Genomic DNA, 12,702 nt, shown 5'->3' with positions numbered 1-12,702 from the left:
CCTACATATTCGTGTGGCCGGCCCGCATCTCCTCGTTAAATGATGGCTTGGTGATGTCGAGCGCCGCATGCAGCTTGGCGTCGTATTCCTCTGCCCGACCCAGCAGCGCAGCAGTTGGGGCCGCATAGTCATCCGTCAGCGCCAGCATCCCTTGCTTTGAGAGGTCCACAGCCATGCGTCGCAGTTCCTCATCGGTGGTGTTGAGATACTGCGCGTCGCGCGGATCGGCAATCCACACCGGCTGGTCGTTCCCCAGAACATGCGAGAGCCAGTATGCCTTCAGTTCCAGGAATTCGATGCGAGCGGCGCCATCCGTGTCGGTAAAGATGAACTTCTTCTGCCAGCGGCTGTAATAGCGCGTCGTTACCGGAACAGGCTGGCGGTTGCCGCTCTTCAGCAGCTCAAGCTGCCCTTGATCGAACGTCTTGCGAACTGCGTTGTAGATAAACGTCTCAGCGTATGGCTGCTCCGGAGCGGCGACGATCTCGGCGAACGTCACCGTCATGCTGGCGGCAACCTTCGTGTGCAGGGGCGAATTCGTCCCGTCTTCAAGATGCGCCACGCCGTGGACGATATAGGTGTCCGCCCCGGAAGTTGACCGGTGAAAGGGCCATGCGAACTGGTTCAGGCTGATCGGCAGCCCGGCCAGCGTTACATAGGCGTCCGGACGCGGATTGCGCAGGCGCTTCGCCGCGTGGCGTAGGTGGTCTGTCATTTCTGGAAGCAGCTCTGGCTTCTGGAAATCGAATGCCTCGCTCAATTCGAGCTGCAACGTCTTCGCCGCAGACGTGTCCGCAGAGAGCGCCAGCTTGAATTTCGCTGTCGGGTGGTTGTTGAAATCCGTGCCTGCTTCAGTGGATAGGACGGTCAGTCCGGCTTCGCGGGCAGCCTTGCCCAGCATGGCCGTCAGTGCTGTTTCGAGGTTCGTGCTCATCACCCTTATTTTACTGGCTTGGCGCGCGATTTGGCGAAGGCCGCTTGGCGAAAACACGGCGAATCGCGTATATCAGGATGGTGATGACACGACCGATCACCATCCTGGGAAGCTTTGTCGCTGATGTCGCCTTTCGCACTCCAGCCATGCCCCGCTGGGGAGAAACCCTGCTTGGCTCCGTGTTTCGTCTCGGGCCTGGCGGCAAAGGCTCCAACCAGGCCGTTGCCGCAGCGCGTCTTGGGGGTACAGTCCGTTTCGTCAGCAAGCTGGGCCGCGACACTTTCGGCGACATGGCCCGGGAGCTTTACCGCGACGAAGGCGTCGAGACAAGCTGCCTCTTCGCAACGGACGAATCTACCGGAGCTGCCGCCATCATCATCGATGAGAAAAGCGGCGAAAATGGAATCATCATCGTGCCCGGCGCCTGTTTCCATCTGACTGATGAAGAATTGGCGCAAGCCAGCCCGCTCATCGCAGCGTCCACCGCCTTTCTCGCACAGCTTGAGCAGGACATCTCCGTCGTCCAGCGTGGTCTCGAATACGCGCACAAAGCGGGAGTGGCCACAATCCTTAATCCCGCGCCTGCGGCAAAGCTGCCTGACGCAATCTATCCGCTGTGCGACTATCTCACTCCCAATGAATCGGAAGCCACGGCGCTTACCGGAATTCCAGTCGGCAATCTTGCTGAAGCCTCGCAGGCTGCCGATGCCTTGCTGGCTCGCGGCGTCCGCAATGTGGTCGTGACGCTCGGCGCGAATGGCGCACTGTTAAAGAATCACCAAACCATGAAGCACATTCCAGCAGTTGATGCCGGGCCGGTGGTGGAAACCACGGGCGCGGGTGATGCTTTCAACGGGGGATTCGCCGTTGGCCTGGCCGAAGGCATGAGCGCGGAGGATGCCGTTGCCTTTGGCTGCGCCGCCGCCGGAATATCTGTCACCCGTTCCGGCACCGCGCCCTCGATGCCGCGCCGCGCCGAAGTTGATGACCTGCTGGCGCGACGAACTTAGGGTTCGCGAAGCTCGCGGTCCAAAGCCAACTTTTCCGCAGTCAGCTTGATTACCGAAGTGGTGTCGCCATTGCGTTCCGCCTCGCTGACAGCGGCGCGCAACTCCCGGCGGCGGCGTTCCAGATAGCGCCGCCGCAGTGTTTCCAATGCTGCGGTGACGTGCTCCGCGCTGACCGGCTCGATTTCACCGTTCAATGCCTGCGCCAGCAGGCTGCGTCCCGCCGGGTCTTCGATTGCTTCCATTGGGTCGGCATCACCGCGATGGCGCAACTGCTTGAGGATCGGTGCGACGGTTAATCCTTCGAAGTACGACTCATTAGAGTCGAAGCCTGCCATTGCCGCTTTGCAGGCTTGGTCTGAAACTGGCGCAGCAAGCGCGCGCAGCAGGTCTTTCTCCGCCTCACTTAATGTAGGAACCGCGTGAGCCAGTGAATCGCGCCGTTTGGCCGCAGCCTGCTTTAGCTCTTCGCGCACCAGCGCGGAATCGATGCCCAACTTCTGCGCTGCGTCGGTGGCAAACTCATCGCGGGTGATGCGGTTGGGCATACGCTTGATATGCGGCAGCAGGAAGTTCAGCGCCTTCACTTTGGCGTCGGCCGTAGAGGGCGGAAAGAGCTGCCGTGCTCGCTCAATCAGGTAGTCCGAATGCCGTTTTGCCGCGCGCAGCGCTGTCATGTACTCCTGAGCGCCGTGCTCGCGGATGTAGCGGTCGGGATCGAGTCCGCCTTCGAGCGTCACCACGCGCACCTCGAAGCCTTCTTCGGTCAGCAGCGCAATCGACTTCTCCGCCGCGTTCGCGCCCGCCGTGTCGGGATCGAAGTTTATGATGATACGGGTCGCATAGCGCGAGAGCAGGCGCACCTGCGCCTCGGTAAAGGCCGTTCCGCTGGTGGCGATCACGTTCTTTACTCCAGCCAGAAAAACCGAAATGCAGTCCATCTGGCCTTCGACCAGCACGGCAAAGCTGGTCTCGCGGATCGCCTGGCGCGCTTTGTCGAGATTGAAGAGGATGTTTCCCTTGGAATATAGCGGCGTTTCCGGCGAGTTCAGATACTTCGGACCAGCTTTTTCGCCTGCTTCGAGCGCCCTCGCAGTAAAGGCAATCACGCGGCCCGATTCGTTTGCGATGGGGAAGGTGACGCGCTTGCGAAAGCGTGAATAGATTGGTCCGGGCTTGCCGTCTTCCTGCGCTTTGAAGGAGAACAGCCCGGAAAGCCGCAGCGTGTCTTCATCGGCTAAGGATTGCAGACGCTCGCGCAGCGCGTGGAACGAATCCGGCGCGTAGCCGATGCGGAACTGTTTTATCTCGTCCGGCTTAAGGCCACGGCCGGAGAGATATTCGCGCGCCAACGCTCCTTCAGGCGAGCGCAATTGCTCCTCAAACCATGCCGTTGCCAGCTCGTGCAGTTCGAGCAACTTGGCGCGCTGACGGCCTTCCTGGGCTTCTTCTTCGGACGAGAATTCGCGCTTGGGCAGCGGAATTCCGCATTTCTGCGCGACGAAACGAACGGATTCAGGAAAGCTGACATTCTCGATCTTCTGGATAAAGGAGAAAACGTCGCCGGAGACTCCACAGCCGAAGCAGTGGAAGAATTGCCGCGTGGCATGAACGGAGAACGAAGGCGATTTTTCCTTGTGGAACGGGCAGAGGCCGCTGAAGTTCTGCGCTCCGGCCTTTTTCAGGCGCATATAGTCGCCGATGATCTTGACGATGTCGGCCTGCTGCTTGACGAGTTGTGCGAAGTCGGAGGCCATCGTGATCGGCCTGACCCCCCTCCCCGGGTATTCGGGCCGTTTCTTTTATTTTCAATGACTTAGCGGAGGATCATCCCCCGATATGCCGTTGATTTGAAATGGGTTAAGTGGTTTCTCGTATTTTCAATCACTTAGCAGGGGATCCATGAAAATCCCCGGGGCTAAAGCCCCCTTTTTTCCTGCACTCATATTCACCGGGCTAAAGCCCGGTGCTTTTACCCAGCCTTGCTGCGCAAGGTAAAAAGCAAGTTCTGCAATCTCTAACAACAGATATTTCTAGTGCTTCGCTGCCTTATTCCAGCAAATTTCTCCTTATATCCAGAATATCAATTTGGACGAAATAACACGCCAAATTAGCGCGGACTTAAATCTTTTGATTTGAGACAGTTAAGAAAATAATAAGGCGCAAAGCCTTGACAGGAATTTTCCACAGGCAGTCTCAGTCTTTAAATATGGCGGTTACCTCTTCCGGCGTTTTGCCCTGCTCGCGCAGGGCGCGGAGTGAAAGGGCGTCGTGGCGTTTGGCCAGGCGCTGGCCCTGGTTGTCGAGCATGAGTGGGCAGTGGTACCAGGCAGGCTGCTCCAATCCAAGGGCCTGGTAGATGAGAATTTGCCGCGCGGTTGAGCGCAGTAAATCGGCGCCGCGCACGACCTCGGTAATGCGCATAGCGGCGTCATCGACGACAACGGCAAGCTGGTAGGCGGGCACATCGTCGCGCCTCCAGACGAGAAAATCGCCGAAATCGCGTCCAGAAACGTAGCTTTTTGTGTCAAAATAGCCGTCTTTGAATGCAGTTTCGGTGCTTTCCGGAACGCGAAAGCGCCAGTTCAATCCGGCGGGTGATTCGGGCGGCTCGGATGGGGTAATGTCTGGGTGGGGCCTGCAAGTTCCCGGGTAGATGGGCTCGTCGTCTTCGTCGTGCGGGGCCTGCGCGCTGCGGGCCAGGTCCTTGCGTGAGCAGCGGCAGGGATAGACGAATCCGGCTTGTACCAGCTTGCGCCAAGCTTCGAGATAGAACTTTCGCCGCCGACTCTGAATATAAGGAGCGTAAGGGCCGCCGACATCCGGGCCCTCCTGCCACCAGATGCCGAGCCAGCGGAGGTCTTCAAGCATGGCCGTTACGAATTCATGCTTCGATCGCTGCGGGTCGAGGTCTTCATTGCGCATAATGAGGATGCCGTTCGCCTGCTGCGCGCGTTGGTAGGCCGTCCAGAAGGTGCGCGCGTGGCCGAGATGGAGGAGTCCGGTGGGTGATGGCGCGAGGCGGCCACGGTAAGGGATCACGGGGTTAGTCTGCGGATGGTTCTGGGTGCAACGTGAATGATTCACCGCAGAGGACGCGGAGGATGCGCTGAGGTCCCGCTAAGCGGTTTTGAAAAGCGAGGGTCATTCTACTGTTGCTCAGTATTGACAACCAAGAATCCTTCTGGACAGATCTGTGGTTTCCCACCCTATGCGCAAACTGCGCGCATAGGATGGGGCACCTTGGATTCTACGAATCCCAGGTCTCAAAAGCGAGACCTGGGGCACCCGGCTGGTACAAAAAGAAGAGGAGCGAGCGTAGAAAATTTAGTGGACCAGCAGGCGTTCAGGCTTTCGCAGCACGATCTTACCGCGCTGCTTGGTCAAGAGGCCAGCACGTTCCCAGTCGCTCAAAGAACGGCTGACCGTGAAATGCGTCACATTTGTGTAATTAGCTAGTTCCTCGTTCGTGATACTCACTTCGACCCCACCGGGAGTAATCTTTCCGATTCCGCTGGCGAGGCTTACTAGCAAATGTGCGATGCGACCGTTGGCATCATCGGCATTGAGTGAAATATTCGCCGAGATCAACCCTGTGAGATAATCCGTCGCCATAATCGACAAAGCATTGTCGAAAAGTTTCGGATAACGCAACAGCAAATCTCGTACAACCTTTCTCTCCCATACCAATGCACAACCGTCCGTCGCTATTTCTGTGGTGGCAAGATATCGACTCGGGGGAGAGATCATCGTGGCACCGCCGAATATCTGTCCCGCTGTCAACCAGAGCAGGTTTATCTTTCGGCCTTCATCCGTAATAAAGAAGTACCTGCCACGACCACTGGTGAGGATGAAGAATCGGTCGGCAGGATCATCCTGATTGGTAACGATAGAGGATGCACGAAGGTATCGATGCTTGGCGAAAGACAAGATGGAGCTGATTTCGGCTTCGGTCAATCCCGATAGGAATCGAGGGTTGAGTTCTTTGGGAAGGGCTATAATTTGATTTCCAGACAATTTGCAGGCGCAGGTCATGGTCCTCTTCTGAGCACACGCCGCAATATTCTGAGGAACGTCAATACCTTGAATCTGATTCAATCCTGCAATGAAGACATCTAGTTTTTCAAAGTAACTGTTTATCCCGCAACTAACATACACCCTAACGAATTGCTCGTGCCACTGACCGGCGATCTGTCAGTTTTACCAGTTTTTTGCTGCGCCTGAACCGTTGAGAATAACCCTTCAGACGATGAGTTCCATGGCCATAAGCTTCCTCGTGTTCCTGGGTGCCTCTTGCAGCGGGCTTCTCGGCATGTTTGTTTCCCCAAAGCTACCCGTTCAGCATCAAAGCTCAGAGTCCAAGGACGTTATAAGGCTGATGATGGGACTTGTCGCGACGACTGTGGCAGTTGCGCTCGGGCTGCTCATTTCTTCAGCCAAGACTTTCTACGATACGCAAAATAACGCTGTGACGCAGCTCGCCGCGAACTACATATTACTGGACCGAATCCTGACCTATTATGGGCCAGAAACGTCAGACACGCGCTCTGCGTTGCGTAACGGACTGGCTCATCTATTGGAAACCGATGTGTCTTTGCGTCGGAGCGACCCACCGTTTCTCGACGTCGAGTCTGGGTCACGAACCGGTGGGAGCTTCCTTACAAAGATCCTCGAGCTTTCCCCAAAAGATGAAAACCAAAGGTCTCTGAAGGCGCAGGCATTGAGCGTTGCATTCCAACTAGGCGAAACTCGCTGGCTTTTCTTCGGACAGAATACGGTTCCCGTTCCCAGCCTGTTGCTGGCCATGCTGATTGGCTGGCTGATCCTGTTATTCCTAAGCTTTGGGACATTTGCCCCTCGTAATCTCATGGTCTTGATCGGCTTGTTAGTGGCCGCGCTGGCGGTGAGCGGTGCGATTTTTCTGATTGCCGAAATGTATCGTCCTCAGGGCGGACTGATTCGAATTTCTGATGCTCCCTTCCGCGCTGCTCTCTCACAGCTTAGTCAGTAATCGCCCTATGCTCGGGTCGGCAATGCACCGATCCAATCCCGGGTGGCCGACAAACCGGAAGTATCAAGAAATTGCCCGGTAGGGCTGATAAGCAGGATTCTTCGCATCTGATGCATGATGTTTGACCACCCTTTCCATCGATGACGATGTTCTGAGCGCGGCCAAAGAACTGGCAGCGATCGAGAAGAAATCAGGAAGTGGGCGACCTCCTCTCTGGCAAGGCGCGCATTTATTCACGCTGGATTGAAATTCTAGACACGAAACAGCGTGCCACTTCTAAAAGTGCGGAAGACCATGCCCCGAGTTACTTCAGAGTTGGTACATCAACTCCGCGAAGACCTTTCTGTGATTCATGATTCCTGCGCTTCTCCACCTACTGGAGAATTCCGTGCAGCAGTAGGGCCATTGCCGCCACGAGGAGGAAGATGCGCCAGCGGTGGAGAGTGTCCCAATGTTTGTTCTGCTGGCGCCAGCCGTCTTCCAGCGCGGCGATTCGGTTGTTGATGGGCACGAGTACAGTGATTGAAAAGATGATGGCAGCAATCCATATGCCTGCGGCGGTGAGAAGGGATGGCAACGCCGGTTCATGGCGTCGCAGATATGTCTCGATGAGCATGAGGACGAGAGACAAGGCGTACCAGAAGGGCATCACTTTGCCGAGCAAGCGGGCGAAGAGGCTGAGGATCTTTGCCTGCGTGGTTTCTTCCAACTGCCAGACGACAGGGTTGATGAAGGCGGAGACGGCGAACTCGGTTCCAACCATGAGGCCGATGCAGAGGATGGTAATGATGTCGAAATAGTGCATAAATGAGCTCCTTCAGACTTTCTGATCCGGATTCGGTCTATACTGACTCAAATAGATGTACTGACTAATTTGTCAGTAATCGTGGTGTGACCCTATGCCGGTTTCGAAAAAAGAGATTTCGCAGTGTCCCATTGACGCCATGCTGTCGGTGATCGATGGACGGTGGAAAGGCACGATCCTGTGGCGGCTGTGCGACGGGCCGATGCGGACGAGCGAGCTGCGCCGCAGCATTCCCGGCATTACAGAGCGGATGCTGATCCGGCATCTGCAGGAACTGGTGCGCGACGGCATCATCGAGAGGCATGAAGAAAAGCGCGTGCCGCCGTGCGTGCGCTATTCGATTACGAAGTACGGATGGACGCTGGCTCCGGTGCTAGAGCAGATTTGCGGATGGGGACGGGTACATCTGGCGCGAATCGAGAGGAGTGCACGGCGTGTTTGAAAGATGAATCCCAGGTCTCAAAAGGGAGACCTGGGGCACCAAGGCTGTCTGCATGGAACTTTACCAGACGAAAACTATTAACAACCAGCAAATCCTGATACGCTACAATCCTGACGCAGCCCTCAACTCCTTTAGCAGGCTGTCGCTGTATTTCTGTGTTTCCCAGGCTTTCCGGGCCCCGAACCGCGTGCAGATAACAATTCCGGGAGACGAACTCTCGAGACGCGGGTAGTACGAACAGCAGAACGCTGGTTCGTGCGTGTGAAACCTAACAAAGAGCCCGCGAGGTGCGGATTTGTCCCAGGCGTTTAGTTGTTTTGGCGCTGCAGCGCTTCGTAAGCATTTGAGCCTGCCGATTCTGAGCATTTTATTGTGCGTGCTTGCTGGTCCTGGCAACGCGGCGCAGACGAATGCGAAAAACGTGCTGGTATTGTTTAGCTTTTTTGACCGCAGCCATGTGTCTTTGGATTTGATGGAGTCCTCGCTGCGGGCTCATGTACCGTGGCCAGTAAACTTCTCTATCTCCTATCTGGAGAATCCACGGTTTGAAGAGGAACCTTATCGCGAGAGCCTGGCGGAAACCTTCCGGCAACAATACCTCGGCGTGAATCCGGATCTGGTGATTGTAGCTTCAGAACCCGCCCTCCGATTCGCGGTGCAATACCGGGACAAGATGTTTCCCGGCGTGCCCATCGTCTTCTGGGCGATCAGCACAGCACTGGCGCACGAGAAGATGTCCGGAGTTACAGGTGTAGCAACTCCCAACGGAACTCGAGGCACGATTGATCTAGCGCTTCGTCTTCATCCGGATACGACCGCTGTGGCTGTCATTACGGGTGAATCGCAGACCGAGAGGGTTTGGTTGGCCGATGTGCATACTGAGCTTCTTCGTTACCGGGGCAAGGTCGGAGAGATCGACGTGATTGGCCCTCCCAGCTCTCAAATGCTTCAAAATATCGCAGCACTCCCTCCTCATACCGTGGCACTGTTTCAGCTCTTTCCCCAGGATTCCACGCAACCGCCAATTACATCCTGGGATGTCCTTGCCCTCACCACCCAGCGCCTTCCAACGTATTCCATCTTCCGGACACTCGCTTTGGACCACGGAGGAATCGGCGGCGCTTATTATGACGCCAAGCATGAGTCTGTGCTGGCTGGTGAAGTAGCAGCCCGGGTGTTGCGTGGTGAGAAACCGGACAATATTCCGGTTGTGTCGGTCTCGAACCTTCAAGTTGAGGTTGACTGGCGGCAGCTTCAGCACTGGCATATCCAAGAGTCGGCGCTTCCGCCGGGGAGCGTTGTGTTATACCGCGAGCCATCACTATGGGAGAGTTATCGGAGATACATTCTTGCGGGTATTGCGCTGATCGTGGCCCAGGCGCTCCTGATTATAGGACTGCTCTGGCAACGGGCGCGGAAACGGAAGGCGGAAGCTATTCTGCGGGAGAGCGAAGAACGTTTTCAGGTAATGGCTGACACTACGCCTTCACTGGTCTGGATGTGCGACCCGCATGGCAAGATCACGTACCTGAACGAGCGGCGAATCCAGTTCACGGGATCGGATTCCAAAGCTGGTTACGGAGAATCCTGGATCGAATACGTTCATCCCGATGATGTGCAGAGGATGCTGAATACTCTTTCGTATGCCTTGAAAACGAGGCAGTCGTTCTCACAGGAATATCGGCTTCGCGGGATAGACGGTGTGTACCGCTGGATGTTCGATGTCGCGTCTCCAAGACTAAATGGAGATGGATCCTTTGCCGGTTTTATCGGCTCGGCGATTGATACAACGGACCAGAAGCTTGCCCAGCAAGCACTCGAAAGACTGGGTGGTCAGTTGATAGAAGCGCAGGAGCAGGAGCGCAGCCGCATCGCAAGAGAGCTGCATGATGATGTCTGCCAACGGCTGGCGCTGCTGTCGATGAAGATTGAACAGGCGAATCTTGCTTCGAATGAGTCGCCGGAAACGAAACAGGATCTGGAGGAGATTGGCGAACTCTGTTGTGAGATAGGATGCGATGTTCAGTCCTTATCGCATCAACTGCACTCATCGATACTGGACTGCCTCGGCATCGGGACTGCCATTCGTGAATTCTGCGATGAGATATCGAGACAATACGAGGTGACCATCGAGTTCACGGAAAGGGATGTATCCAAACATACGCCCAAGGATATCTCGCTGTGCCTCTTCCGGGTAGCGCAGGAAGCTCTGCACAACGCAGTGAAGTACAGCGGGACAAACCACTTCACGGTAGAACTCACTGGGATGGCCGACGCGATTCAGCTCGAGGTGGCGGACCGAGGAGCCGGCTTTGAAGTGGAAGAAGCGAAGAAGAATGGAGGGCTGGGACTGATGAGTATGCAGGAGCGCATGCATCTGGCGCATGGCACACTCTCTGTCGAATCGACACCCGGAGAAGGGACGACAATTCTTGCGGTTGTGCCGCTGCCGGCCGCAAGCCGCGCGTCTTCGGTTAGCGCAGAGGATGACCGGATTCCCAGGGTGAAAGAAGTGGCGTGAAGGCTTGGGGCCTAGGTTTGAAAGGCAACAGCCTGGTTTGATCACAGGTCTCAAAAACGAGACCCTTCGATTTCGCTCAGGGCAGGCTTTGGGGCACCCGACTATTCGATTACGAAGTATGGATGGACGCTGGCTCCAGTGCTGGAGCAGATTTGCGTTTGGGGGCGGATACATCTGGCGCGGTTGGAGAAGGGTGGGCGACGTCCTTGAAGGGGCGCGATCGAATCCCAGGTCTCAAACGACCTACACTAGTGGAGTGCATGATAGAGACTTTACGAGACGGACGCTCGGCCGTGTTCATATTGCCCCTCCGGACCCGGCTTGGCCGGAGCAATTCCTGCGCGAACGCGAGCGTTTACGGCCGCTGTTAGGCCGTATTGCAGACGAGCTTGAACACTACGGAAGTACTGCTGTTGCCGGGCTCAGCGCCAAGCCCATTATCGACATGATGGGCCCCGTGGCCTCGCTTGATCAGGCGGACATGCTTAGTCTCTCCCTTGTATCGGCAGGGTATCGGAAAATCGATGCAGGTTTCATCAAACGGCGTTTCTTTCGCAGGGACCCGGAAGGCGCAGGTCCTGCTTTTCATTTGCACCTGGTCGTTTGCCCAACCTGGCCGCTCAAGAACGAGATAATCCTTCGTGACTGGCTGAGTCAGTATCCTGAGGTGGCGCGCGCCTATGAGACGTTGAAGATGGAACTGGCACTTACAAACGGTGACGACATGCCGCGATATACCGAAGGCAAAACTTCATTCCTGCGCCGCGTCGTCAATGAAGCGCGTCTTAGCATTGGTCTTGCCGCGGAGCAGGATTGGGAGGAGTAGCTATACCAGACAGCATTCCGGGGATTACGAAGCGCATGTTGATCCGGCATTTGCAGGAACTGGTACGCGACGGCAGGACTACTCCACACAGGCCAACCCCGGGCTTGTATGGAGCACCCCAGTGCTGATCCCGCCCTTCACGTTCCTCTCAGGATGGGCAACCACGGTGATGTTCGCAATATAATTTTTGGCGAGCGATGACTTCCTGACCGATTATTTCGATGCTATGACTACAGCTGCTTCTGCCTTCCGTTCGCAGCGCCACTTGATTGCTTACTGGGTGACGACTGCTCTGGTTGTCTTTGAGCTGGTGGTGGGAGGTGCGTGGGATGTTCTGCGGGTACCGCAGGTTCGCGCACTGTTTGAACGGCTGGGCTATCCGTCCTATTTTCTGGTGATCCTCGGAACCTGGAAACTGCTTGGCGCGGTCGCGCTGGTCATTCCGCGATTTCCCCGACTGAAGGAGTGGGCTTACGCTGGAGTGATCTTCGACCTGACGGGCGCGGTTGCATCGCTGGTGGTGTCAGGAATTGTGGATGTGGGTATGCTGGCTTACCCGATCTTGATGATTGGTGTTGCAGTGGCGTCGTGGGCGCTTCGTCCGGCGTCGCGGCGTCTTGCGAGTGGGTGAGGATGCGGGAGTACATCCCAGGTCTCAAAAACGGGACCTAGAGCACATCCCGGCTATTTAAGCTCATCTGATGTATGATGTTTGATGATGGAGAAACGCTATGCGTACCACGCTTGCAATCGATGACGACGTACTCAGCGCCGCGAAGGAGATGGCTAACCTCGAGAACAAAACGGTAGGCCAGGTGATTTCGGCTCTGGCGAGGCGTGCACTGGTTCCTGTTATGTCGAAGGTTGAGAAACGAAATGGTGTGCCGCTGCTGAAGGTGCGTAAAGGCGCGTCCCGAGTGACTTCAGAACTGGTGCACCAACTCCGTGAAGAGTTAATGTGACCCGGTTTCTTCTCGATATTAATGTGCTGATCGCTCTTATCGACCCCGCTCACGTGCAGCACGACCGGGCGCATGAATGGTTTGCGTCCAAGGGGCAGAAGGCGTGGGCCACATGTCCGCTAACGGAAAACGGTGTATTGCGTATTGTCGGTCATCCTCGATATCCAAATTCTCCGGGCAGTCCTGCCGCAGTG

At 56.2% G+C, this 12,702-nt stretch carries 12 protein-coding genes and 1 pseudogene; 8 read left to right on the top strand and 5 right to left on the bottom strand.

All coding sequences use genetic code 11. From position 1 onward, the window contains the following. Position 1 precedes the first annotated feature (1 nt). A complete protein-coding gene (locus VEV40_RS17150; protein ID WP_324834088.1) occupies positions 2 to 934 on the bottom strand; it encodes a hypothetical protein in 933 nt (310 codons plus the stop codon). 83 nt (positions 935 to 1,017) lie between these two features. Between VEV40_RS17150 and rbsK the strand changes: the two genes are divergently transcribed. Continuing rightward, entirely contained in the window at positions 1,018 to 1,944 is a 927-nt protein-coding gene (rbsK, locus tag VEV40_RS17145; protein ID WP_324834087.1) for a ribokinase, read from the top strand. Here the strand turns inward: rbsK and dnaG are convergent. From dnaG to VEV40_RS17130, 3 genes are all read right to left on the bottom strand, one after another. Then, complete coding sequence (gene dnaG, locus VEV40_RS17140) at positions 1,941 to 3,698, bottom strand: DNA primase (protein ID WP_324834086.1); 1,758 nt, start codon at positions 3,696 to 3,698, stop codon at positions 1,941 to 1,943. The genes rbsK and dnaG overlap by 4 nt on opposite strands. A gap of 439 nt (positions 3,699 to 4,137) precedes the next feature. Further along, a complete protein-coding gene (gluQRS, locus tag VEV40_RS17135; protein WP_324834085.1) occupies positions 4,138 to 4,983 on the bottom strand; it encodes a tRNA glutamyl-Q(34) synthetase GluQRS in 846 nt (281 codons plus the stop codon). Positions 4,984 to 5,268: 285 nt separating this feature from the next. Continuing rightward, entirely contained in the window at positions 5,269 to 5,976 is a 708-nt protein-coding gene (locus VEV40_RS17130; RefSeq protein WP_324834084.1) for a Crp/Fnr family transcriptional regulator, read from the bottom strand. Between the two features lie 343 nt (positions 5,977 to 6,319). Between VEV40_RS17130 and VEV40_RS17125 the strand changes: the two genes are divergently transcribed. After that, positions 6,320 to 6,952, top strand: a complete 633-nt coding sequence (locus VEV40_RS17125) for a hypothetical protein (RefSeq protein WP_324834083.1) — start codon at positions 6,320 to 6,322, stop codon at positions 6,950 to 6,952. A gap of 373 nt (positions 6,953 to 7,325) precedes the next feature. Here VEV40_RS17125 and VEV40_RS17120 read toward each other — a convergent pair whose 3' ends face one another. Next, positions 7,326 to 7,757, bottom strand: coding sequence for an anthrone oxygenase family protein (locus VEV40_RS17120; RefSeq protein ID WP_324834081.1), 432 nt, complete (start codon positions 7,755 to 7,757; stop codon positions 7,326 to 7,328). A gap of 94 nt (positions 7,758 to 7,851) precedes the next feature. On the opposite strand from VEV40_RS17120, the gene VEV40_RS17115 reads away from it, so the two are divergent. The 6 genes and pseudogenes from VEV40_RS17115 to VEV40_RS17090 all read left to right on the top strand — a co-directional run. After that, positions 7,852 to 8,199 (top strand): helix-turn-helix domain-containing protein, encoded by a 348-nt coding sequence (locus VEV40_RS17115; RefSeq protein WP_324834079.1) that lies wholly within the window; start codon positions 7,852 to 7,854, stop codon positions 8,197 to 8,199. 376 nt (positions 8,200 to 8,575) lie between these two features. Continuing rightward, positions 8,576 to 10,720, top strand: coding sequence for a PAS domain S-box protein (locus VEV40_RS17110; RefSeq protein ID WP_324834077.1), 2,145 nt, complete (start codon positions 8,576 to 8,578; stop codon positions 10,718 to 10,720). Positions 10,721 to 10,913: 193 nt separating this feature from the next. Further along, entirely contained in the window at positions 10,914 to 11,546 is a 633-nt protein-coding gene (locus tag VEV40_RS17105; protein WP_324834076.1) for a GrpB family protein, read from the top strand. A gap of 226 nt (positions 11,547 to 11,772) precedes the next feature. After that, positions 11,773 to 12,177, top strand: coding sequence for a DoxX family protein (locus VEV40_RS17100; protein WP_324834074.1), 405 nt, complete (start codon positions 11,773 to 11,775; stop codon positions 12,175 to 12,177). Between the two features lie 100 nt (positions 12,178 to 12,277). Continuing rightward, on the top strand, positions 12,278 to 12,508 hold the full coding sequence (locus VEV40_RS17095) for a hypothetical protein (protein ID WP_324834072.1): 231 nt from the start codon (positions 12,278 to 12,280) through the stop codon (positions 12,506 to 12,508). Then, positions 12,505 to 12,702, top strand: a pseudogene (locus tag VEV40_RS17090) (hypothetical protein); the annotation flags it as partial. The gene VEV40_RS17095 and the pseudogene VEV40_RS17090, both read left to right, overlap by 4 nt.

It is taken from the genome of Alloacidobacterium sp., from assembly GCF_035631355.1.
In the GTDB taxonomy this organism is placed as follows: Bacteria; Acidobacteriota; Terriglobia; order Terriglobales; family Acidobacteriaceae; genus Alloacidobacterium.
This window is presented reverse-complemented; position numbering and strand designations above follow the sequence as displayed.